Consider the following 23,858-nt stretch of genomic DNA (forward strand, 5'->3'; position numbering starts at 1 on the left):
TAACGATTATGAGAAGATGCCAGACTTAACGTCTGGCATTTTTTTTGGAGAAACCATGCGCTTACCGATCATTCTTGATACCGATCCTGGCATTGATGATGCCGCTGCCATTGCTGCTGCGCTGTTTGCCCCCGAGCTGGATCTGCAACTGATGACCACGGTAGCAGGCAACGTTTCGGTGGAAAAAACCACCCGTAATGCGCTGCAATTGCTGCACTTCTGGAATGCGGATATTCCACTGGCGCAGGGGGCATCCATGCCGCTGGTGCGACCGCTGCGCGATGCGGCTTCCGTACACGGTGAGTCTGGTATGGAAGGGTATGAATTTGTCGAACACAACCGCCAGCCTCTGGCAAAACCCGCTTTTCAGGCTATTCGTGATGCGCTGATGCATGCTCCGCAGCCCGTTACGCTGGTGGCTATTGGCCCGTTGACAAACATTGCGCTGCTGCTGACGCATTATCCTGAATGCATATTCAACATACATCGCCTGGTGATAATGGGCGGCTCTGCAGGGCGCGGTAACTTTACGCCAAATGCGGAGTTTAATATTGCTATCGATCCTGAAGCGGCGGCGAAGGTGTTCCAGAGTGGTCTGGAGATCGTCATGTGCGGGCTGGATGTCACCAACCAGGCCATGCTCGCGCCGGAATATCTGGCGACATTACCCCAACTTAATCAGACCGGAAAAATGCTGCATGCGCTGTTCAGCCATTATCGCAGCGGCAGCATGAATACCGGGTTGCGTATGCACGATCTCTGCGCGATTGCCTGGCTGGTGCGCCCGGACTTGTTTACGCTCCAGCCCTGCTTTGTGGCGGTTGAAACTCAGGGTAAATACACCTCCGGTACGACGGTGGTGGATATCGAAGGGCGATTAGGTCAGCCGGCGAACGCGCAGGTGGCGTTGACATTGAACGTGGAGGGCTTCCAGCAGTGGGTCGCGCAGGTCCTGGCACTGGCTCCCTGAGGAGTGTGATGCGATCCACAATGTGTTGACAGGAATAGCAGGTTAATCGATTAATCTGCTATTCTGATGATGTTGTTCTCCTCGGGCCGGAGACACATATGAATCCTATTTTTATCCAGCCGCCGCAGGTGGCATGGGCTAGCGGAGCCTTATCCGAAGGTCCACTGTTACGTAAATCAACGCGAATCCAGGATCTTGCTGGCATTTTTGTTGATGAACAGGCGCGGCAAAAAATGCCTGACGATCTCATCGTGTATGATGTTGAGATGCTGGCCACCTCACCCGCTGAGGGAGAACTCTACACTGGCGTAACTCATCTTTACCCCGGCAAAATCGGTCATGAGTATTTCATGACGCGCGGACATTTCCATAACCGCCGCGAGCAGGGCGAAGTCTATTTCGGACTGCGCGGGAGCGGTTTACTGTTGCTGCAAAACGAGCAAGGTGAAGCGCGACTGGAACGCGTTTTTGCCGGCTCGGTTCACATCATCCCTGGCTTTACTGCCCACCGACTCATTAATACCGGTGACGACGTGCTTTCCGCGCTGGCGGTGTGGCCTGCTGTTGCCGGTCACGATTATGCGGCGCTGGCAAACGGCTTCTCGCTGCGGGTAATTGAAGAGAATCAGAGCGTTCAGGTGAAGGAGGCAAAAAATGGCTGACTCTGCCTGTCCATACGGCCTGGATATGACAATTCATCATCAGCCGCTGGGTTTTGGCTATGGTGAAGAGGTGACCGGGCCGATGCCCGAAATCCGTCATCTCGACCAGATTCGAGCCTCCCTACGTGACCCGTGCTGCGATGGACCACAGGAGGTGTATGCGATCGCCATGGATGTGGCGCGGATGCAGGATCGCGAAGAGCTGCAAAAGCGTATGCTGCTCTTTGGCGTGGTGACCTACGCTGCGGGGCGTCTGGGAGAAGAGCCGATTCGCAGCCAGGGACATATCCATCGTATTAGCCAGCATAGCGGCTGGTCGCCGCCAGAACTCTATGAAATCTGGCAGGGCAACGCGATTATCTATATGCAGGAGTATGTCGAGGACGATCCGGGCCGCTGCTTTGCGGTGATTGCCGGACCCGGCGAGAAAGTGCTGGTGCCGCCGGGATGGGGACATGCCACGATATCCGCGAACCCGGATGTCCCCCTGACTTTTGGTGCCTGGTGTGACCGTGAATATGGTTTTGAATACGAAGCCGTGCGGGCGCATAAAGGGCTGGCGTGGTATCCGCTATTGCAGGATAAGCACATTGTCTGGCAGCACAACCAACACTATGTTCCGGGACGATTACAGGCGGTCACTCCCCGTCAGTATACGGAGTTCGGGATAACATCAGACCCGATTTACCAGCAGTTTATTGACGATCCTGCGCGCTTTCAGTTTATCTCCCGCCCGGATAAAACGGCAGATTTGTGGCGCAACTTCCACCCCTAAAACAAAACCGGGGCTTAGCGCCCCGGTGTTTCACATCCAGAAAGATTAACCTGCAAACAGGCCACTGGCGACGCCAAGTGCCGCCAGCACTAACAGCAGTATCATCGCTTTCACTGGCGATACACCGCGTTTCGCCATCAAATACCACGTCCCTAATACCACCACCAACGGTAGCAACTGCGGGAAGATGCCATCCAGCATTTGCTGAACGTGGATATTCACGCCATCTTTGGTGATGAATTCCAGTCCGGTGCCGAGCTTAACGTAGCTGGCCGCAACGCCACCCATCACAAAAACACCCAGCAGCGACAAGGCTTCGCGCAGGCGGGCTGATTTGCTGCTGACCAGCATCTCCACCGAGCCGGAGCCCATTTTGTAGCCTTTCAGAAACAGGAACCACGAGCCTGGCAGAATAATCGCCAGCCAGGCGACGGTGTAAAACAACGGCCCAAGAATATTGCCGCCCGCCGCCAGCGCCATACCGATGCTGAGCAGAATCGGGATCAGCATGCCGGGGATCATCGAATCGCCGATCCCGGCAATGGGCCCCATCAGACCCACTTTCAGGGTGTTGATCGTTTCACCGTCGATAGGCTCGCCGTTGGCCTTTTTCTCTTCCAGTCCCAGCGCCATACCGTTAACAATCGCGCCGATCTGCGGCTCCGTATTATAGAACGAAGCGTGACGGCGCAGCATTTCGGTACGCTGAGCCGCATCCGGGTAGAGCTTTTTCGCGACCGGAAGCATGCTCAGGCAAAAGCCGAAGGATTCCAGGCGCTCAAAGCTCATTGAGGAAAGGTTATGCATCATCCACGCCCGCCAGCAGCGACGCAGATCTTTACGGGTAAGAGTACGATCTTCCATCAGAATTCATCCTCATCATCGACAGTCGGTTTCGCGCCTGCAGCCTGCGGCGGTTCCGGTTTGTAGTTGTAATGGATAAGTGCCAGCAGCGAGCCGACGATCACCAGTGCGACCATGTTGAGCTTTAAAAAGACGATGCAGACGAAACCGACCAGAAAGTAGATCAGCATGGTGTAGTTTTTGATGATCTGTTTAAGCAGGATGGCGATCCCGACAGCGGGAAGAATGCCGCCCAGCACGTTCATCGTCGAGAGGACGATTTTCGGCAGGCTATCCATGAAACCGCTGATGTACTGCGCACCGAAATAGACGGCGATAAAGGTGGGGACGAAACGTAAAATGAAGTTGGTAACCTGGGGCCAGATAGCGCTGTTCAGATACAGTCCGCGTTCATCACCACGATCCAGCGCCACATCAGCCCGGTGGTTCCAGAAGGAGTTCAGTACCATCATGGCGTTGAATAAAATGGTACCGGCGATGCCGATCGTTGCTGCCAGCGCCACGGCGACTTCCGGGCCTTTTCCCGACAAAATCCCCAGTGCAATGGCGGGATAGGCAACAAAATTGAGATCAGCGGGCATGGAGCCGCCCGGCGTCACCATCGCGATATACACTGCCTGTACCGCAACGCCTATCATGATCCCGGTTTTCAGATCGCCGAGGATCAACCCGACAAGCATCCCTGACACCAGCGGACGGGTGATCAGATACCAGCCGCCGGTCAGCCCCAGAAGCCAGGGACTACTCAGCGCACCCAGATAGCAAAGTATGCCAATTAACGTAGCTTCGATAATCATCATCCGCTCCTTATTTCAGCTTCTGTCGGGCGTCCTGCCAGCTGTAGCAGCTGGCATCCGGCACCAGGCGGAACTCAACGTGATGCCCGTGCTGCACCAGCCAGTCAAACGCAGCGATTTCATCCGTGTTGACCGACTGATTCGGACCGATGGTGGTGGTATTGGCGCGTGCGCTCATCGGGCCAACGTTGATTTTGCCGTTCGCGTTTTTCAGGCTGACCCCGGCTTCTTCAATACGTTGTAAGGTGAGCGGCGATTTACCGATAACGAAATAACGTTTATCGCTGGCGATGACTTTGGGTAATTTTTCAATCGCGGTTGCGGTATCGAACAGCCAGACTTTGGTGTCCTGCACGGCACCCTTCATGACCGACGAGAGCAGGGGATCGGCCGCGACGGCGTCGTCAATAGCGACAATTCCATCGCAGGGCAGCTCTTTGGCCCAACGTGTCACGAGCTGCCCATGGATAACGCGGTCATCAATACGAACAAAAGAAATACTCATAGCAGTTTCCTTTAAAAATCATCTGACTGAGCGGATAAAACCTGGGCGGCTTTGATCAGCGTCGGAACGGTCATTTCCAGCAGCTGTTCGGCTGCGGCATGCACGTCGGTGAAATGGCTTATCTCTTCACTTTGCAAAAGCATGGGAAAATTCACCCCGGCCACGACGGCGACCGGGGGCGTGGTCTCGGGAGAAAACGCATGCTGGCAGGCGACGTTCCACGGTGTTCCACTTTGCATGTCGCATAACACCAGAACGCCATCGGCGTTGCGTGCGGCTTTTTCCAGCGTGTTGGCAAAATCCAGCTTAAAGCCTTCGATGCCGGCCTGCTCGCCAAGGGTCACCGTGAAAATATGCGGTAATTCACCGTAAACCATGTTTCCGCTGGCGAGCAGAGCATCGGCGAGAGGGCCATGGCTGGCGACAATAACGTTGATCATGCGCTTATCCTCTTACCCAGGCTTTGACAGTGGCAAGTTGCTGCCCAATGCCTTTCCCTGCCGGTGAAATACGGTATTCACCGACCGCGGCAGGAATAATAAAGGTCTCGGCATAGTGAACGGTGAAGGGCTCAAATGCCCCACTCGGACTATCAACGACGGCTTGCGCGCCCTCGACAAGGTTCAATACGTTAACGCCACCCTGGGTGTGATGAATGACCGGCTCGGTAAACCAGTGGCGACGGGTTTCGATAAACTCGCGTTCATGCATCCCGGTTCGCTCTTCCCGCCAGCCTTCGCCTTCGGCGACGGGTTCAATGCGGTTCACCAGATTTGCTTCGACCCACTGCGTATCGCGCTGCCAGTCGATCACCTGCTCGCCGTGATCGAGGTGCACAGGTCGCGGTAACCCGTCGAGGCCCAGTCGGCCCCAGTCCCACAATTTAAAGGTGAAAATATACGGCGTGGCGCTGATCTCCAGCACCATCGTACCGCTACCGGAACAGTGCACTGTTCCGGCGGGGATCAAAAAGTGATCGTGCTTACGCGCCGGGATTTGATTAACAAAACGCGTATCGTCGAACGCTTTTTCCCCGCGGCCGGCAGCGCGGAGGTCATCCAGCATCGCCTGCGGCTGGGTGCCTGTTTTCGTTCCCAGATAGACCACGGCATTCGGCTCCGCTTCGAGAATGTAGTAGCTCTCGTCTTGCGTGTAATGCATACCGAACTGTTGCTGGATATATTCGGTAATCGGGTGGACCTGTAAGCTCAGATTCTGCCCACCAATGGTGTCGAGAAAATCAAAGCGGATCGGAAATTCCGCGCCGAAACGCGCATGTACTTTTTCGCCGAGCAGCGAGCGGGGGTGCAGTAGCACCAGATCCTGAGAGGGGATCTCGATCCGCACCTGACCAAAACGCAGTAACAGGCTGTTTTCCTCGGGCACGCAATCAAAACACCATGCGTAATTGGGCGCGGAGGGATCGAGATCGAATTGTTGTTTCATCCACTGACCACCCCAGACGCCGGGGTCAAAGAAGGGGGCTACGCGGAAGGGGCGGGTGGTCGTGTGTTGCAGCCCGGCACGCAGCGCCTCGCCGCTGACCAGCGTCGGGGCGTTTTCTACAGTGGTGTCGAGCAGGAAATCGGTTCGCTTGAGCAGCGGCGTTTTATGACGATCAAAGACGCGCCATTCGATAAAAAAGGCACGCTTATAGCGGCGAAGAATATCTTCATCCTGGTTATTCGCCCCCCAGTTTCCCAGACCATCGTGGCGCATGCGTTGCTGAATTTCCCAACGTGGCAGATCGGCGTAGATCAGCACATCACCCGGATGCGCTAATGCGGCGCCTGGCCCATACACGACAATGACACCTTCGCCGATCGCCGCGATCTGCTGGCGGAGAAGATCCAGTTTCTGTGCATTAAAAAATTCATCGAGGTGATGGCAGGAGAGGACGCCGAATACGCGGTCATCAGTAAGATTACGTGCCAGCAGGTCGTGCAGTGCTTGCTCATCGCGGCGGGCGGATTCGACGTTAAGTGCCAGCGTGACGTTGAGTAACGGCAGCAGGTGTTGCTCCAGTTCAGCCAGCCGTACGCCGGGATAACAATCCACGACAACGACAGTCCTGGATGAACCCGCGATTCTGGTGTTAATCGCTGCAGCGGTAGCCTCCCAGCCCTGCCAGGCCTGGTCGTCGTAACCCTGAATAGCAACTTCAGGAAATTTATTATAGGTCGTTTGCATGTTTTCTCTCCGTATTCGCTAAGTTAAGATTAATCGATTAACCTTATTTTGATAGTGTGGTTAACGCGATTAACCCGCCATAATCAGCAATAGACCGAGTGAAATGCGTGTTAATGTGAGAGCAGTCACAGGGAAATATGCAATTTTTAGGTTATTCGATTAACCTGAAGTGAATGAACAGGAGGAATCATGACAACAGTGACGCTGGCGCAGGTGGCTGAACGGGCAGGGGTCTCCACGGCGACTGTCTCAATGGTATTACGTAACCGGGGGCGAATTTCGCAAGCGACGCGTGACCGGGTACTGAAAGCGCTGGATGACACCGGCTATGTTTACAACCAAACCGCTGCCAACTTACGCAATCGCAGCAGTAATCAGGTTGGGCTGCTGCTGCATGACATCACTAACCCGTTTTACGGTGAGATGACGGCGGGTCTGAGCCATGAAATGGAGCGCCATGATTTGCTGCTGTTTCTGGCTAACAGCGAAGAGTCGGGCGAACGGCAGCAAAAATTTGTTGATTCGCTGATGCGTAATAGCGCCTGTGGAATGGTGTTGTGTGCGGCGCGAGAAACACCGCCCTCATTTTTTGAAGCGCTGAAAAGACGTAATATCCCGGCCATCATGGTGGTGCGCCCGCTGAGCGATCCAGATTTTGATTTTGTCGGTACTGATAACTTCCTCGGTACCCAGATGGCGACAACGCATCTGCTAAAGATGGGGCATCAGAATATTGCCTTTATTGGCGGCAGTCCGACTTCCGGTACCCGGGCGCAGCGTATTGGCGGTTTTACCAGTACGCTGCTGGAGAGCGGCATTTCCCCGAATCCGAACTGGATTGTCACCGCGCAGGCCAGCCAGATTGATGGCGCGAAGGTGGCAGAATCGCTATTGTCGCGTTATCCGCAGATTACTGCCGCCGTTTGCTATCAGGATATTGTCGCGCTGGGGGTGATGCAGGCGCTGCGTAAAATGGGACGTGAACCGGGACGCGATTTTGCGCTGGTGGGCTTCGATGATATTACCGAAGCGGCGCTGGTGCAGCCTGCGCTGACCACCGTTTCGGTGGCGGCAAAAGAGATTGGTCGTAAAGCGGGAGAGCTGCTCTATAGCCGGATTCAGGGCAATAATGAGCCGCCGAAACGTATTATTCTGCCCCCCGCGTTGGTGGTGCGAGAGTCATGCGGTTTTTGCTGATCGTCATGCCTTTTACTGATATCTCTCCCTGTTTATCATTAAATTCTAATTATCGATGTTTTCGGCTGGCGGTGCAGCGATGCGCTGGTTAATCTGAAAACGATTCACGCAAAATTAACAAAAGAGAATAGCTATGCATGATGCACAAATCCGCGTTGCCATCGCGGGAGCCGGAGGACGCATGGGGCGTCAGTTGATTCAGGCCACTCTCGGCATGGATGGCGTACAGCTTGGTGCGGCGCTGGAGCGCGAAGGATCTTCCTTGTTGGGAAGCGATGCCGGTGAATTAGCGGGCGCCGGTAAAACGGGCGTTACCGTGCAGAGCAGTCTTGAGGCCATCAAAGATGACTTCGATGTTTTTATCGATTTTACCCGCCCGGAAGGCACGTTGACGCATCTGGCGTTTTGTCGTCAGCATGGCAAAGGGATGGTCATCGGGACGACCGGCTTTGATGAGGCGGGCAAACAGGCTATTCACGATGCGGCGCAGGATATTGGCATTGTCTTTGCCGCAAACTTTAGCGTGGGCGTTAACGTCATGCTGAAGTTACTCGAGAAAGCGGCGAAAGTGATGGGGGATTACACCGACATTGAGATTATTGAAGCTCACCATCGTCATAAAGTGGATGCGCCGTCAGGCACCGCGCTGGCTATGGGAGAAGCGATTGCCGGGGCGCTGGGTAAAGATCTCAAAACATGCGCTGTCTATAGCCGTGAAGGCTATACCGGTGAGCGTGTGCCAGGTTCTATCGGCTTTGCCACAGTACGTGCGGGCGATATCGTAGGGGAACATACCGCAATGTTCGCTGATATCGGTGAGCGTATCGAGATTACACATAAAGCATCCAGTCGTATGACGTTTGCCAATGGCGCAGTGAGATCGGCAATTTGGTTGAAATCTAAGTTAAATGGTCTTTTTGATATGCGAGATGTGCTTGATTTAGGCAGTTTATAACGATTAATTTACCCTTCGTGATGTGGTTATGGTAATCATAATTACTTGATTACATAGGGCAATATTTTATTGCCCTTTTATTTTTTCGTTTAAATCATCATTATTAATATGAGTGGCTTGTTTTTATAAGTTTAGTCATCTGTTTTTGTTGCTTCATTGTAAATTTTGACCAAATGGTCCACTTTTTTGTGTGCTCTCATTCTTTTTTACACTCATTCTGTTCCGCAAGCGTTTTCCAACCCAACTTAGCTGATCTTTTTGCCTGTTAAATCGTATGATTTGTCCCAGTGGCGTAAAATAATAATAAAAATTCCCCTTTCGGGTAGACTTTTGTCCGGGCTATCTCTAGAATGCCGCCGTTTGCCAGAAATCCATAGGTAAGCAAATTTGCATTGATTCAGAATGTCAAAATGAATTAATATGCAAATAAAGTGAGTGAATATTCTCTGGAGGGTGTTTTGATTAAGTCAGCGCTATTGGTTCTGGAAGACGGAACCCAGTTTCACGGTCGGGCCATAGGGGCAACAGGTTCGGCGGTTGGGGAAGTCGTTTTCAATACTTCAATGACCGGTTATCAAGAAATCCTCACTGATCCTTCCTATTCCCGCCAAATCGTCACTCTTACTTATCCTCATATCGGCAATGTCGGCACCAATGAAGCCGATGCAGAATCTTCCCAGGTACACGCGCAAGGTCTGGTCATCCGCGACCTGCCGCTGATTGCCAGCAACTTCCGTGATACCGAAGACCTCTCTTCTTACCTGAAGCGCCATAACATCGTGGCGATTGCCGATATCGATACCCGTAAGCTGACGCGTCTGCTGCGTGAAAAGGGTGCACAAAATGGCTGCATCATCGCAGGGGATAACCTGGATGCGGCACTGGCGCTGGAAAAGGCGAAGTCCTTCCCGGGCCTGAACGGCATGGATCTGGCGAAAGAAGTGACCACTGCAGAGCCTTATCACTGGACGCAGGGGAGCTGGACGCTGGCAGGCGATCTGCCGGAAGCGAAATCAGCAGATGAACTTCCGTTCCACGTCGTGGCTTACGATTTTGGCGCCAAACGCAACATTCTGCGTATGCTGGTGGACCGCGGCTGCCGCCTGACGGTCGTGCCTGCACAAACCTCCGCAGAAGACGTCCTGAAGATGAATCCGGATGGCATCTTCCTGTCTAACGGTCCTGGTGACCCGGCGCCGTGTGATTATGCGATTGCCGCGATTCAGAAATTCCTCGAAACCGATATTCCGGTATTTGGCATCTGCCTCGGCCATCAGTTACTGGCGCTGGCAAGTGGTGCGAAGACCATCAAAATGAAGTTCGGCCATCACGGCGGCAACCATCCGGTGAAAGATATTGATAACAACACCGTGATGATTACCGCGCAGAACCACGGTTTTGCGGTCGATGAAGCCTCCATGCCTGCTAACCTGCGTGTTACGCATAAATCGCTGTTCGATGGCACCCTTCAGGGGATCCACCGCACCGACAAACCGGCGTTTAGCTTCCAGGGCCACCCTGAAGCCAGCCCGGGGCCGCATGATGCTGCGCCGCTGTTCGACCACTTTATCGAGTTAATTGAGCTTTACCGTCAGTCCGCGAAATAATCAGGAGTTAATAGAGCCATGCCAAAACGTACAGACATAAAAAGTATCCTGATTCTGGGCGCGGGTCCGATTGTTATCGGCCAGGCGTGTGAGTTTGACTATTCCGGTGCGCAGGCGTGTAAAGCCCTGCGTGAAGAGGGTTACCGCGTTATCCTGGTGAACTCCAACCCGGCCACCATTATGACCGACCCGGAAATGGCCGATGCGACCTACATCGAGCCGATTCACTGGGAAGTCGTACGTAAAATCATTGAAAAAGAGCGCCCGGATGCGGTGCTGCCGACCATGGGCGGACAGACGGCGCTGAACTGCGCGTTGGAACTGGAACGTCAGGGCGTGCTGGAAGAGTTTGGCGTTACCATGATTGGCGCCACGGCGGATGCGATTGATAAAGCAGAAGACCGCCGTCGCTTCGATATCGCGATGAAGAAAATTGGTCTCGATACCGCGCGTTCTGGCATCGCACACACCATGGAAGAAGCGCTGGCGGTTGCCGCTGACGTTGGCTTCCCGTGCATCATCCGTCCGTCCTTTACCATGGGCGGCACCGGTGGTGGTATCGCTTATAACCGCGAAGAATTCGAAGAAATCTGCGAGCGCGGTCTGGATCTCTCCCCAACCAACGAGCTGCTGATTGATGAGTCGCTGATTGGCTGGAAAGAGTACGAGATGGAAGTGGTACGTGATAAAAACGACAACTGCATCATCGTCTGCTCTATCGAAAACTTTGATGCGATGGGTATCCACACCGGTGACTCCATCACTGTCGCACCAGCGCAAACGCTGACCGACAAAGAATACCAAATCATGCGTAACGCCTCGATGGCCGTACTGCGTGAAATCGGCGTCGAAACCGGCGGTTCTAACGTCCAGTTTGCGGTTAACCCGAAAAACGGTCGCCTGATTGTCATCGAAATGAACCCGCGTGTTTCCCGCTCTTCGGCGCTGGCGTCGAAAGCGACCGGTTTCCCGATTGCCAAAGTGGCGGCAAAACTGGCCGTGGGCTACACCCTCGATGAACTGATGAACGATATTACCGGCGGACGTACTCCGGCATCGTTCGAACCGTCTATCGACTACGTAGTGACCAAAATCCCGCGCTTTAACTTCGAGAAATTCGCCGGTGCGAACGACCGTCTGACCACCCAGATGAAATCTGTCGGTGAAGTGATGGCGATTGGCCGCACCCAGCAGGAATCCTTGCAAAAAGCGCTGCGCGGTCTGGAAGTGGGAGCGACGGGCTTCGACCCGAAAGTCAGCCTGGATGACCCGGAAGCGCTGACCAAAATTCGTCGAGAGCTGAAAGACGCAGGCGCTGAGCGTATCTGGTACATCGCCGACGCCTTCCGTGCAGGCCTGTCTGTGGACGGCGTGTTTAATCTGACCAACATTGACCGCTGGTTCCTGGTGCAGATTGAAGAGCTGGTTCGTCTGGAAGAGAAAGTGGCAGATGTGGGGATTAACGGTCTCGACGCTGACTTCCTGCGCCAGCTTAAGCGTAAAGGCTTTGCCGATGCGCGTCTGGCTAAACTGGCGGGCGTGCGCGAAGCGGAAATCCGCAAACTGCGTGACCAGTACAACCTGCACCCGGTCTACAAACGTGTGGATACCTGCGCGGCAGAGTTCGCCACCGACACGGCCTACATGTACTCCACTTATGAAGAAGAGTGCGAAGCGAACCCGACGCAGGATCGTGACAAAATCATGGTTCTCGGTGGCGGTCCTAACCGTATCGGTCAGGGCATCGAATTCGACTACTGCTGCGTACACGCGTCACTGGCGCTGCGTGAAGACGGTTTTGAGACCATCATGGTCAACTGTAACCCGGAAACGGTCTCTACCGACTATGACACCTCCGACCGTCTGTACTTCGAGCCGGTTACCCTGGAAGATGTGCTGGAAATCGTGCGCATCGAGAAGCCGAAGGGCGTTATCGTGCAGTACGGCGGTCAGACTCCGCTGAAACTGGCGCGTGCGCTGGAAGCCGCTGGTGTACCGGTTATCGGTACCAGCCCGGATGCCATCGACCGTGCGGAAGACCGTGAACGCTTCCAGCATGCGGTTGACCGTCTGAAACTGAAGCAGCCGGCAAACGCCACTGTCACGGCCATTGAGCAAGCGGTTGAGAAAGCGAAAGAGATTGGCTACCCGCTGGTGGTGCGCCCGTCTTATGTTCTCGGCGGTCGCGCGATGGAAATCGTTTACGATGAAGCCGACCTGCGTCGCTACTTCCAGACGGCGGTGAGCGTATCTAACGACGCGCCGGTGCTGCTGGACCGCTTCCTGGATGACGCGGTAGAAGTGGATGTGGATGCTATCTGTGATGGTGAAAGGGTGCTGATTGGCGGCATCATGGAGCACATCGAACAGGCGGGTGTTCACTCTGGTGATTCCGCGTGCTCCCTGCCAGCCTACACGTTGAGCCAGGAAATTCAGGATGTGATGCGCGATCAGGTACAGAAACTGGCCTTCGAACTACAGGTTCGCGGTCTGATGAACGTCCAGTTTGCGGTGAAGAACAACGAAGTTTACCTGATTGAAGTGAACCCGCGTGCAGCGCGTACCGTACCGTTCGTCTCCAAAGCGACCGGTGTACCGCTGGCAAAAGTGGCGGCGCGCGTGATGGCCGGTAAAACACTGGCACAGCAGGGCGTGACCAAAGAAGTTATCCCACCGTACTACTCGGTGAAAGAAGTGGTGCTGCCGTTCAACAAGTTCCCGGGCGTTGACCCGCTGTTAGGGCCAGAAATGCGCTCTACCGGTGAAGTGATGGGCGTCGGCAGAACCTTCGCGGAAGCGTTCGCTAAAGCACAGCTGGGTAGCAACTCCACCATGAAAAAACAGGGCCGTGCGCTGCTCTCCGTTCGCGAAGGCGATAAAGAGCGCGTGGTTGACCTGGCGGCAAAACTGCTGAAGCAGGGTTTTGAGCTGGATGCCACGCACGGTACGGCGATTGTTCTGGGCGAGGCTGGAATCAACCCACGTCTGGTGAACAAAGTGCATGAAGGTCGTCCGCACATTCAGGACCGTATCAAGAATGGCGAATACACCTACATCATCAACACCACTGAAGGTCGTCAGGCGATTGAGGATTCCAAGCTGATTCGCCGCAGTGCGCTGCAGTACAAAGTGCACTACGACACCACGCTGAACGGTGGTTTCGCGACGGCGATGGCGCTGAATGCGGATGCGACCGAGAAGGTGACATCTGTTCAGGAAATGCACGCGCAGATCAATAAATAATAGAACGAAGGTCCGGCAATAATTGCGCTAAGCGGACCTTCAATATTATTTGCAACGGTTTCTGTAAAGAAACCGTTTTTTTTATGCTCTTCACTCGTTCAAGGGAAAATACGATTTCCCTATACACATTTTCAATGTAATAAGCACGATGCTGCTCACACTAATCAACATTCAAGTCGCATACTATCCCTTATATCCACAATTTTAATATGGCATTGTCTCTATTAATTTCAGGCAAGCCGTAGCCAGATTTTTAATTTGTGAAAAAGGTGTGCTTATGTGTGAAGAATATGTTGAAAGACCACTTTATTTGTTAATTGCTGATTGGATGATGGCTGAAGACCGTTGGGTGACGGCAAAAGAGATTTCCCGCCATTTCGATATCGAACATTGCAAAGCGATTAATACGCTCTCTTATATTCTTTCTGAAGTGAGCGAAATTGTGTGTGAAGTTAAGATGATCCCGAATCAGCTTGCGGGTCGGGGATGCCAGTGCCAACGCCTGGTGAAAGTGGTGAGTATTGATCCTCAGCTTTATACCCGGTTGAGCCACAGCTTGCAGGAAAAAAGAGTGAGCATTGGCAAAACGCCGCGTATGTCAGCCGTGCCGCCTGCGGAACTTAATCGCGAGCAGAAATGGCAGATGATGCTGTCAAAAAGTATGCGTCGGTAATATCTGATTTGCCGGATAAGCGCTGGCGCCATCCGGCATAAATCATTGAGCCGCTTTGGGCTGCACATCCGTCGTGCCTTTCAGGCGTGGCCGGTTTTCTTCGACCTGCGTCAGTGGCTGTGTTTCGTGGAGTCCAACGCGACAGCGTACAGCGAGATCCTGGTACTCCTTCGTATTCATCCGCTTCCAGTGCAACTCCTGTTCTGTGACTTCTCGTATGACGCGCGCAGGTGAACCCACTAGCAGTTGTCTCGGCTCGCCGGTAAAGCCTGCTTTGATAAAGCTCATGGCTGCAACAATGCTCTCTTCGCCAATGCTTGCACCGTCCATAATGACGCTGTTCATGCCGATCAGCGCGTCCCGACCCACCTGACAGCCATGCAAAATAGCACCGTGGCCGATGTGTCCATTTTCCCGCACGATAGTGTCGGTGTCGCAATAGCCGTGCATGATGCAGCCATCCTGCAGGTTGGAACCGGCTTCCAGGATCAGCCGACCATAGTCACCGCGCAGCGAGGCGTGCGGCCCGATATAAACACCGGCGCTGACAATGACATCGCCAATCAGTACGGCGCTGGGGTGGACAAACGCATCCGGGTGGACCACCGGGATCAGCCCTTCAAAAGCGTAATAGCTCATTGTTGTACCTTAATTTGCTGCCGGGTGGCGGCATAACGGGCTTGTACGGCCTACGAGGCTGCGGTGCTTCGTAGGCCTGCGCATCAGGTATTACCGTCCTTTCCACACTGGATCGCGTTTTTCGGCAAAGGCTTGCGGTCCTTCGAGCGCATCTTCTGAGTGCAGCACGGACGGGTAGTGTTTCAGCACACCGCTGCGGATATAACGGTAGCCTTCTTCTACCGGCATTTCGCTGGTCGCGCGATAGATCTCTTTCAGCGCGGCGATAGCTAACGGTGCGCTATTCACCAGTTGCTGCGCCAGTTCACGGGCGCTGGCCATGAGTTCGTTTTGGCTGACGACGCGGTTCACAATTCCCCAGCGCAGGGCTTCTTCGGCGTTCATGCGTCTGCCGGTCATCACCATTTCGTTAACGATCGCCGGTGGCAGTAACTTCGGCAGACGCAGTACGCCGCCGCTGTCGGGGACGATCCCCAGTTTGGCTTCCGGCAGCGCAAAGCTGGCGTTTTCGGCACAGACAATAAAATCTGCCGCCAGTGCCAGTTCGAAGCCACCGCCGAAGGCATAGCCGTTTACTGCAGCAATGACCGGCTTGTTGAGGTCGAAAATCTCAGTTAAACCGGCAAAGCCGCCGGGACCAAAATCGGCGTCAGGCGCTTCACCTTCTGCCGCGGCTTTTAAATCCCAGCCAGCGGAAAAGAATTTCTCGCCACCGCCTGTAATAATCGCCACGCGTAATTCTGGGTCGTCGCGGAAATGAAGAAAGGCTTCTCCCATTGCAAAGCTGGTTTTGGCATCGATGGCATTTGCTTTTGGTCTGTCCAGCGTAATTTCCAGGATCGGGCCATTGCGGGTCAGATGTAATGATTCACTCATAGTGCATCTCCAAAAAAATAGGTTGCCCGGCAGGTTTATTCTCTGCCAGAGAGGTTATTTCAGATTTTTTTTAATTATTTTCCCTGAACAATTACGCGGCAGGTCGGTTCTTATCTCCATATAAGAGGGAACCTTGAATTTCGCCATATTGTGTTCGCAGAAAGTAAAGAATTCTGCTTCGCTTAATGTTTCACCTTCATTCAGGACGATAAACGCTTTAATGGCTTCATCACGGATAGCGTCTTTTATACCGATAACGACAATGTCCTGAATTTTAGGGTGCGCAGCGATGATATTTTCCAGTTCGACACAGGAAACATTTTCTCCACCGCGTTTAATCATGTTGCAACGTCTGTCAACGAAATAGAAAAAACCGTCTTCATCCTGGTAACCTGAGTCTCCGGTGTGCAACCAGCCCTCCGGTTCCAGTGCTTTAGCGGTGGCATCGGGTTGTGCGTAATACTCTTTAAATATCGTTTTACCCGGCACACCTTTAATACAGATTTCGCCAATTTCTCCGGCGGGCAGGGGACGGTTGTGGTCGTCGCGAATTTCGGCTTCATAGCTAAAGCCTACGCGTCCAATCGAGGGCCAGCGCCGTTTGTCGCCGGGGCGGTCGCCAATAATACCGACAATGGTTTCCGTCATGCCGTAGGAGGTCAGCAATCTCACGCCAAAACGGGCGATAAAGTCATCTTTTTCCTGCGCAGACAAATTGAGATAAAACATCACTTCGCGCAGGTGGTGCTGCCTGTCGGTGGGCGCTGCGGGCTGCACCATCAGCGTTCTGATCATCATTGGGATGCATTCTGTCACGGTGGCGCGGTATTTACGCACTTGTTCCCAGAAGGCGCGGGCGCTGTATTTCTCAATCAAAACAAAGGTACTACCTGCGGAGAATGCTGCCATCGCTGCCGTGCACTGACAGTCGATATGAAAGGCCGGCATCACTGTCAGGTACACGTCATCATCGCGCAGGGCGCACTGCCAGGAAGAGTAGTAGCCTGCAAAACGCAGGTTATAGTGAGTAATTACCACCCCTTTAGGACGCGAGGTGGTGCCTGAGGTAAACAGAATTTCTGCCGTATCGTCAGTGGATAACGAAGGCGTATAGCATAGCGTGGCGGACTGGCGGGATTGCAGTTGGGTAAAGTGACTCACGTCGTCGTCAGCCGGAAGCTGTTCGCCAATCAGACAGATATGATTAAGCGGGGTCGTGTTTTCCAGTTGTATCTGACGATACATCGGATAAAACTGGGGACTGGTGACCAGTAGGCTTACCTGGCTGTTTTGCAGGATCCAGGCACTTTCTTCCCCGAGCAGGCGGGCATTAATCGGTACCATAATGGCGCCAATTTTTGCCAGACCGAACCAGCAAAAGATGAACTCCGGGCAGTTATCCAGATGCAGGGCAACTTTATCGCCTTTGCGGATCCCCAACGAATGGAACAGGTTCGCAGTGCGGTTAATCTCTTCATTAAGCGAGGCATAGCTAAACTGCTGAACGTTTCCTTCACAGGATTCGAAAATAAGTGCCGTTTTATCTCCGTAAACCCCGGCCAGGTCGTCCCACATCTGACGTAAGTTTTGTCCGCCAACGATATCCATATTGCTTTATCCACTGAAATCAGGTGCGAGCGCCAGCCAAATTAACGGGCCAGCGCATCGCATTTAATCCTCAACCCTGGCCAGGCCTTTGCCGACCAACTCATTAATGTCTGCTTCGCTATAACCAATGTTTTTCAGAATGGCGGCGGTATCCATGCCGTGTGAGGGCATGCCACGCCAGATTTTCCCCGGGTTGTTTTTGAATTTCGGCATGATGTTTGGCCCTTTACAGGTACGGCCATCCATCGTTTGCCACTGGGTGATAGATTCACGGGCAATATACTGCGGGTTATTTTCCAGTTCAGGAATGGTCAATACTTTTGCGCAGGCGATGTTCAGCTCGGCAAAGCGCGCCTGCACCTCAGCGATGGTGTGCGTTGCCAACCAGGCATCCAGTTTCTCTTCAACCAACGGACCGTATGGGCATTCAACGCGATGAATCAGCTGTGTGCCTTCCGGCACTTCAGGCGTACCGAGGATGTGCGCCAGACCAATATCTTTAAAGCATTCGTTGATTTGCGTGATGCCAACCAGTTCCATGACGATATAGCCATCAGCGCATTTATACAGGCCGCAACCGGCATAGTAGGGATCTTTGCCTTTGGTCATTCGCGGGCAGATTTCGCCACCGTTAAAGTAATCCATCATGAAGTACTGACCCATGCGCAGCATCACTTCATACATAGCCACATCAATACTTTCGCCTTTTCCCGTTTCGCGCACTTTATGCAGCGCGGCCAGCGCTGCCGTGGTGGCCGTCATGCCGGAGAAGTAATCGGCGGTATACGGGAAGGCGGGCATGGGCTGGTCAACATCGCCGTTTTGAATCAAATAACCGCTGAATGCCTGAGCGATGGTGTTGTAAGCCGGAAGATTGGTGTACTCCTCGGTGCCAAACTGACCGAAGCCGGAAAGGTGAGCAATAACCAGTTTCGGGTTATGTTCCCATAGCACTTCATCGGTAATACCGCGGCGGGCAAAGGCTGGGCCTTTACTGGCTTCAATGAAAATGTCGGTGGTTTCCATTAACTTCAGAAACGCTTCCCGACCCTCATCTTTGAATATATTGAGTGAAAGCGCGTGCAGGTTGCGACGAGAAAGTTGCGGATAGTTGGGTTGCACGCGAATGGTATCGGCCCACGCGACGTTTTCAATCCAGATAACTTCTGCACCCCATTCGGCAAACATCTGACCGGCGAACGGCCCGGCAATTTCAATCCCTGAAAAGACAACCCGTAACCCGGAGAGCGGGCCAAAGGCAGGCATAGGTAAATGGTCCATAAGGTAGCTCCTGACATTTTGTCGGCCCGATACGCGCAGCCGCGCCATCGGGCATCGTGCCGGATGGCGGTCTGAACGCCTTATCCGGCTTACGAATCGTGCTGAATTAGCGGTATTGTTTGAGTACCGCACGGCCCAATGTCAGGATCTGCATTTCATCAGAACCCCCGGATACACGGTCTACACGCAGGTCGCGCCAGAAACGCGTGATGCGGTGATTGCCTGCAATACCCACACCACCCAGCACCTGCATGGCGGTATCAACCACATCAAATGCGGCATTGGCGCAGAAGTATTTGCACATTGCTGCATCGCCCGAGGTAATGGTGCCGTTATCCGCTTTCCACGCTGCTTCATAGAGCATGTTTTTCATGGAGTTCAGTTTGATTGCCATGTGCGCGAACTTTTCCTGAATCAGCTGGAAGCGACCAATGGCTTCGCCAAACTGCACACGTTGGTTTGCGTAGCGCGCCGCATCTTCAAATGCGCACATGGCTGTACCGTAGTTGGTCAGGGCGACAAGGAAACGTTCGTGGTCAAACTCTTCTTTCACGCGGTTGAAACCATTCCCTTCCCGACCGAACATGTCTTTTTCGTCCAGTTCGACGTCATCGAAGGTGATTTCACAGCAGCTATCCATGCGCAGACCGAGCTTCTCCAGCTTGTTGACCTTGATACCCGCCTTGCTCATATCAACAAACCACTCGGTATAAACAGGTTTATCCGGTGATGCGCCATCTCTCGCCATGACCACGATATACGGGGTATAGGCGCTACTGGTAATGAAACACTTACTACCGTTAAGATAAACCTTACCATTTTTACGGGTATAAGTGGTTTTCAGACTGCCAACATCCGATCCTGCTCCCGGTTCGGTGATGGCGGAGTTCCACATCTGCTTACCGGTCCCCTGGAACGCCATGATTTTATCGATTTGCTCCTGGGTTCCTTCACGCAGGAAAGTGTTAAAGCCCCCTGGTAGTTGATACAGCACGTAGGTTGGCGCGCCCAGGCGGCCTAACTCCATCCAGACTGCGGCGACGGTGACAAAACCGGCTTCCAGACCGCCGTGTTCTTCCGGGATCAGCAGGCTGTCAATGCCCATATCTGCCAGCGCCTTCACAAAACGTTCTGGGTAGACGCTGTCGCGATCGCACTCGGCAAAATAAGCTTCCCAGTTCTCACTGGCCATCAGTTCACGAATACCGGCGACAAACAGTTCCTGCTCGTCATTTAAATTAAAATCCATCTTCCAGCCTCTATAATTTGTAATGGGTTGAATTTATTTGTCTTTCCAGTGCACTTTGGCGTCTTTAATAAAGGACAGCGTTACCATGATGTTGACGAAGAACAGCGGGCATCCTCCGGCGATAATCGCGGTTTGAATGGGCTTCAACCCTCCCAGCGCCAACAAAACGATACCGATCACGCCTACCAGTACCGACCAGCCGATACGTACCAGCAAAGGCGGTTCTTCGCCGTCGCGAACCTCGCGGCAGGTCGACATCGCCAGGGTATAAGAGCAGGCGTTGATCAGTGTGACGGTGGCAATAAAGCAGAGGATGAAGAATCCCCACATGGTGGCGGTGCTGAGTGGTAGGGCAGCCCAGGTTTCGATAATGGCGCGCGCCACGCCGTGTTGCTCAATCAATTGCGGGATGTTGAGGATGTTTTTATCCATCAACAACAGCGTGTTACTCCCCAGTACGGTCCACAAAATCCAGGTGGATGCGGTCAGGCCCAGTACCATTCCGAAGCACAGTTCACGGACGGTACGACCACGAGAAATGCGGGCGAGGAAGATACTCATCTGGATGGCGTAAATGACCCACCATGCCCAGTAGAAAACGGTCCAGCCCTGCGGGAAGCCGCCTTTGCCGATCGCATCGGTATAGAACAGCATGCGCGGTAAATACATCAGCAGCATACCGACGGAGTCGGTGAAGTAGTTCATGATGAAACTGGCGCCGCTGACGATAAACACCCAGCCCAGCATCAGGAAGCTCAGGTAGCTACGCACATCACTGGCGATCTTCACCCCTTTTTGCAGGCCGCAGGCCACGCAAATGGCGTTCAGAATGATCCAGCAGGTAATAATGATGGCGTCTAATTGCAGCGTGTGCGGAATGCCGAACAGGTACTGCATGCACTCGGTGACCAGCGGTGTCGCCAGACCGAGACTGGTGCCCATCGCAAAAATGAGCGCGACCAGATAGAAGTTATCAACGATGGTGCCAAATAACCCTTTCGCATGTTTTTCACCCACTAATGGCACCAGCGTGGAGCTGGGACGGATGACATCCATCTTGCGAACAAAAAAGAAGTAGGCGAATGCAACGGAAAGGAAGCTGTAGGTTGCCCACGGCAGCGGCCCCCAGTGGAACAGGCTATACGCCAGACCTAACTCTTTTGCTCCTGTGGAGTTGGGTGCGAGTGCAAACGGTGGGGTAGAGATGTAGTAATAAATCTCAATTGAACCCCAGAAGAGTACCGCTGCGGATGTACAGGAGGCGAACATCATAAAAATCCAGCTGGCGGTGCTAAACTCCGGTTTTTCGTCGCCTAATTTCTTTTTGGCATAGGGACCAAAAACCAGCCAGAACCAGCCGAATAGCATGACGACCATATACCATTCAAATGCCCAGCCCCAGACGTTAGTGACGTAACTAAATACCGCATTAATAACAACGTTCGCCGCATCAAGATCTCTTACTGTCAGCCAACAAAGTATTCCGACTATTATTAAAGGCGGAAAGAAAACCTTTGGTTCAATTCCGGTTCTTTTCTTTTCATTTTTCATAAGTGAATTCCAGTGTGAAAACGAAATTTATTTAGCGTTCCCGTTTGTACTGTTTTGTATATTTATTATTAATAATTTGTTGATAACTATTTAACCTCTGGGGCACCTCGCGAATAACTCATAATGGGTATTCATTAAGTGTGGTTCTGTTAACTTCGTCACAGTTTTATTTTTGCTCTATTTTGGTTTTGTTTTGTTATGTTTTTATTATTAATCAATGTATTGTGTTGTTTTGTTATGTGTTTCAATCGGGTTTCGTTTCAATATTGGTGATCCACAAAACAATATTGAAAGTTTTCATATTTATGTGTGTTTGTTCAATATTGGTGAGGCACGTAACACTATTGAAAGTTGCAAGTTTCAATGTGTGACATTTTCAATATTGGTGAGTAATGTTTTATTTCCGAATTAAAGAGCGTGATATCTGTATTTAACACTGCCGATATAAATAACGTGTCCTTCATGATTTTTGGAGATGCAATGAAGATAATTACTTGCTACAAATGCGTGCCTGATGAACAGGATATTGCGATTAATAATGCCGATGGAACACTCGATTTCAGTAAAGCTGACGGCAAAATCAGCCAATATGATCTCAATGCAATTGAAGCGGCCTGCCAGTTAAAACAGCAGGTGGGAGACGCTCAGGTTGTCGCGCTGAGTGTGGGCGGAAAAGCGCTAACCAATGCAAAAGGGCGTAAAGATGTGCTCTCCCGTGGGCCTGATGAACTGATTGTCGTGATTGATGAACAGTTCGAACAGGCACTGCCGCAACATACTGCGGCCGCGCTGGCTGCCGCTGCACAAAAATCGGGATTCGATCTGATTATTTGTGGCGACGGTTCTTCCGATCTTTATGCGCAGCAGGTGGGTCTGCTGGTCGGGGAGGCGCTGAGTATTCCGTCAATTAACGGCGTGAGCAAAATCCTCTCTCTGACGGATAACGCCCTCACGGTAGAGCGTGAGCTGGAAGATGAAATTGAAACCCTGAACATACCTCTCCCGGCCGTGATTGCGGTCTCAACCGATATCAACACCCCACAAATCCCTTCAATGAAAGCCATTCTGGGCGCGGCGAAAAAACCGGTCCAGGTCTGGTCGCCAGCAGACATTGCGCTCAATGCTGCGGATGCCTATTCCGTACAACAGGTTGCTGCACCGAAACAACGCGAGCGTCAGCGCGTGGTTATTGAAGGTGACGGTGAAGAACAAATTGCCGCGTTTGTCGAGAATCTTCGCAAAATCATTTAATTATCAGGGGATGTTATGAACAAGTTTTCCAGTGTCTGGGTATTCAGCGATACCCCTTCTCGCCTGCCGGAACTGATGAAAGGTGCGCAGGTTGTAGGCGACAAAATTAATGCGTTCGTGCTGAGCGAAGCGGACAGCGCGGCGGCAATCCAACTGGGCGCAGATCATGTCTGGCTGCTCAGCGGTAAGCCCGATGATCGTATGGTCGAAGATTATGCGGGTGCTATGGCCGAAACCATTCGTCAGCAAAGCGAAGAGGGCGCGGTGCTGCTGCCGAATACGCGTCGCGGCAAGCTGCTAGCGGCAAAGCTGGGATTTCGTTTGTCCGCTGCGGTCTCAAACGATGCCAGTGCGGTGACAGTGCAGGATGGAAAAGCCACGGTCAGGCATATGGTCTACGGCGGCCTGGCGATGGGGGCAGAAGCGATCGCCTCGCCATTTGCGGTGATCACTCTCAGCAGTGGGACGTTTGACTCTCAGCAGCCAGATACGTCTCGTAATGGTGAGATTCACCAGGTGCAGTGGCAGGCTCCGGCCATCGCCGTGACCCGCACCGGAACCCAGGCGCGTCAAAGCAATAGCGTTGATCTCGACAAAGCGCGTCTGGTGGTCAGTGTGGGACGCGGTATTGGCAGCAAAGAGAACATCTCACTGGCTGAAGCGCTGTGTCAGGCGATTGGCGCCGAGCTGGCCTGTTCCCGTCCGGTGGCAGAAAACGAAAAGTGGATGGAGCATGAACGTTACGTCGGTATCTCTAACCTGATGCTAAAACCTGAACTGTACCTGGCCGTGGGGATCTCCGGGCAGATCCAACATATGGTTGGCGCAAACGGTGCGCAGACGATTTTCGCCATCAACAAAGACAAAAATGCCCCGATCTTCCAGTACGCAGATTTCGGCATCGTGGGCGACGCACTGAAGATCCTGCCTGCGCTGACAGCTGCATTAGCGCGCTAAACCATACG

The 23,858-nt window shown here is 53.0% G+C and carries 21 protein-coding genes; 10 read left to right on the forward strand and 11 right to left on the reverse strand.

Annotation, left to right across the window (positions count from 1 at the left end; translation table 11 throughout):
- The first annotated feature begins 55 nt into the window (after positions 1-55).
- The 3 genes from rihC (at position 56) to N7268_RS08695 (ending at position 2,407) form a co-directional block, all read left to right on the forward strand.
- On the forward strand, positions 56-970 hold the full coding sequence (rihC, locus tag N7268_RS08685; RefSeq protein WP_260862520.1) for a ribonucleoside hydrolase RihC: 915 nt from the start codon (positions 56-58) through the stop codon (positions 968-970).
- A gap of 98 nt (positions 971-1,068) precedes the next feature.
- The gene (locus N7268_RS08690) at positions 1,069-1,632 is read left to right on the forward strand and encodes a glucose-6-phosphate isomerase family protein (protein ID WP_260862521.1); all 564 of its coding nucleotides are present in this window, start codon (positions 1,069-1,071) and stop codon (positions 1,630-1,632) included.
- A complete protein-coding gene (locus N7268_RS08695) occupies positions 1,625-2,407 on the forward strand; it encodes a glucose-6-phosphate isomerase family protein (RefSeq protein WP_260862522.1) in 783 nt (260 codons plus the stop codon). Before N7268_RS08690 ends, N7268_RS08695 begins: the two co-directional genes overlap by 8 nt.
- A gap of 45 nt (positions 2,408-2,452) precedes the next feature.
- Here the strand turns inward: N7268_RS08695 and N7268_RS08700 are convergent, their stop codons facing one another.
- Genes N7268_RS08700 through N7268_RS08720 form a run of 5 tightly spaced genes read right to left on the reverse strand, consistent with a single transcriptional unit; the run spans position 2,453 to position 6,763 of the window.
- Entirely contained in the window at positions 2,453-3,271 is an 819-nt protein-coding gene (locus N7268_RS08700) for a PTS system mannose/fructose/sorbose family transporter subunit IID (RefSeq protein ID WP_198906528.1), read from the reverse strand.
- Positions 3,271-4,068 (reverse strand): PTS mannose/fructose/sorbose/N-acetylgalactosamine transporter subunit IIC, encoded by a 798-nt coding sequence (locus tag N7268_RS08705; protein WP_260862523.1) that lies wholly within the window; start codon positions 4,066-4,068, stop codon positions 3,271-3,273. Before N7268_RS08705 ends, N7268_RS08700 begins: the two co-directional genes overlap by 1 nt.
- 10 nt (positions 4,069-4,078) lie before the next feature.
- On the reverse strand, positions 4,079-4,573 hold the full coding sequence (locus N7268_RS08710) for a PTS system mannose/fructose/N-acetylgalactosamine-transporter subunit IIB (protein ID WP_260862524.1): 495 nt from the start codon (positions 4,571-4,573) through the stop codon (positions 4,079-4,081).
- 11 nt (positions 4,574-4,584) lie between these two features.
- Complete coding sequence (locus N7268_RS08715; RefSeq protein ID WP_260862525.1) at positions 4,585-5,013, reverse strand: PTS sugar transporter subunit IIA; 429 nt, start codon at positions 5,011-5,013, stop codon at positions 4,585-4,587.
- 4 nt (positions 5,014-5,017) lie between these two features.
- Positions 5,018-6,763 carry a class I mannose-6-phosphate isomerase gene (locus N7268_RS08720; protein WP_260862526.1) on the reverse strand — a complete coding sequence of 582 codons (1,746 nt, stop codon included), beginning with the start codon at positions 6,761-6,763 and terminating at the stop codon, positions 5,018-5,020.
- Positions 6,764-6,952: 189 nt separating this feature from the next.
- On the opposite strand from N7268_RS08720, the gene N7268_RS08725 reads away from it, so the two are divergent.
- From N7268_RS08725 to caiF, 5 genes are all read left to right on the forward strand, one after another.
- Positions 6,953-7,960, forward strand: coding sequence for a LacI family DNA-binding transcriptional regulator (locus tag N7268_RS08725; protein ID WP_198906524.1), 1,008 nt, complete (start codon positions 6,953-6,955; stop codon positions 7,958-7,960).
- A gap of 133 nt (positions 7,961-8,093) precedes the next feature.
- The gene (gene dapB, locus N7268_RS08730) at positions 8,094-8,915 is read left to right on the forward strand and encodes a 4-hydroxy-tetrahydrodipicolinate reductase (RefSeq protein ID WP_260862527.1); all 822 of its coding nucleotides are present in this window, start codon (positions 8,094-8,096) and stop codon (positions 8,913-8,915) included.
- Between the two features lie 458 nt (positions 8,916-9,373).
- Entirely contained in the window at positions 9,374-10,522 is a 1,149-nt protein-coding gene (carA, locus tag N7268_RS08735; protein WP_260862528.1) for a glutamine-hydrolyzing carbamoyl-phosphate synthase small subunit, read from the forward strand.
- 18 nt (positions 10,523-10,540) lie between these two features.
- Complete coding sequence (carB, locus tag N7268_RS08740) at positions 10,541-13,765, forward strand: carbamoyl-phosphate synthase large subunit (protein WP_198906521.1); 3,225 nt, start codon at positions 10,541-10,543, stop codon at positions 13,763-13,765.
- A gap of 277 nt (positions 13,766-14,042) precedes the next feature.
- A complete protein-coding gene (gene caiF, locus N7268_RS08745; protein WP_260862533.1) occupies positions 14,043-14,438 on the forward strand; it encodes a carnitine metabolism transcriptional regulator CaiF in 396 nt (131 codons plus the stop codon).
- A 42-nt stretch (positions 14,439-14,480) separates the two neighbouring features.
- Here caiF and caiE read toward each other — a convergent pair whose 3' ends face one another.
- From caiE to caiT, 6 genes are all read right to left on the reverse strand, one after another.
- The gene (caiE, locus tag N7268_RS08750) at positions 14,481-15,077 is read right to left on the reverse strand and encodes a carnitine operon protein CaiE (RefSeq protein ID WP_260862534.1); all 597 of its coding nucleotides are present in this window, start codon (positions 15,075-15,077) and stop codon (positions 14,481-14,483) included.
- Positions 15,078-15,167: 90 nt separating this feature from the next.
- Positions 15,168-15,953 (reverse strand): crotonobetainyl-CoA hydratase, encoded by a 786-nt coding sequence (gene caiD, locus N7268_RS08755; protein ID WP_198906518.1) that lies wholly within the window; start codon positions 15,951-15,953, stop codon positions 15,168-15,170.
- A gap of 54 nt (positions 15,954-16,007) precedes the next feature.
- Positions 16,008-17,561, reverse strand: a complete 1,554-nt coding sequence (caiC, locus tag N7268_RS08760; protein ID WP_260862535.1) for a crotonobetaine/carnitine-CoA ligase — start codon at positions 17,559-17,561, stop codon at positions 16,008-16,010.
- A 63-nt stretch (positions 17,562-17,624) separates the two neighbouring features.
- The gene (gene caiB, locus N7268_RS08765; protein WP_260862536.1) at positions 17,625-18,842 is read right to left on the reverse strand and encodes an L-carnitine CoA-transferase; all 1,218 of its coding nucleotides are present in this window, start codon (positions 18,840-18,842) and stop codon (positions 17,625-17,627) included.
- Positions 18,843-18,948: 106 nt separating this feature from the next.
- Positions 18,949-20,091: a crotonobetainyl-CoA dehydrogenase gene (caiA, locus tag N7268_RS08770; protein ID WP_198906515.1), complete on the reverse strand. Its 1,143-nt coding sequence runs from the start codon at positions 20,089-20,091 to the stop codon at positions 18,949-18,951.
- A 33-nt stretch (positions 20,092-20,124) separates the two neighbouring features.
- On the reverse strand, positions 20,125-21,642 hold the full coding sequence (gene caiT, locus N7268_RS08775; RefSeq protein ID WP_260862537.1) for an L-carnitine/gamma-butyrobetaine antiporter: 1,518 nt from the start codon (positions 21,640-21,642) through the stop codon (positions 20,125-20,127).
- Between the two features lie 480 nt (positions 21,643-22,122).
- Between caiT and N7268_RS08780 the strand changes: the two genes are divergently transcribed.
- Positions 22,123-22,893, forward strand: coding sequence for an electron transfer flavoprotein FixA (locus N7268_RS08780; protein ID WP_260862538.1), 771 nt, complete (start codon positions 22,123-22,125; stop codon positions 22,891-22,893).
- A gap of 15 nt (positions 22,894-22,908) precedes the next feature.
- Positions 22,909-23,850: an electron transfer flavoprotein subunit alpha/FixB family protein gene (locus tag N7268_RS08785; protein ID WP_260862539.1), complete on the forward strand. Its 942-nt coding sequence runs from the start codon at positions 22,909-22,911 to the stop codon at positions 23,848-23,850.
- The last annotated feature ends 8 nt before the right edge of the window (positions 23,851-23,858 follow it).

Source organism: Citrobacter sp. Marseille-Q6884 (genome assembly GCF_945906775.1).
In the GTDB taxonomy this organism is placed as follows: Bacteria; Pseudomonadota; Gammaproteobacteria; order Enterobacterales; family Enterobacteriaceae; genus Citrobacter.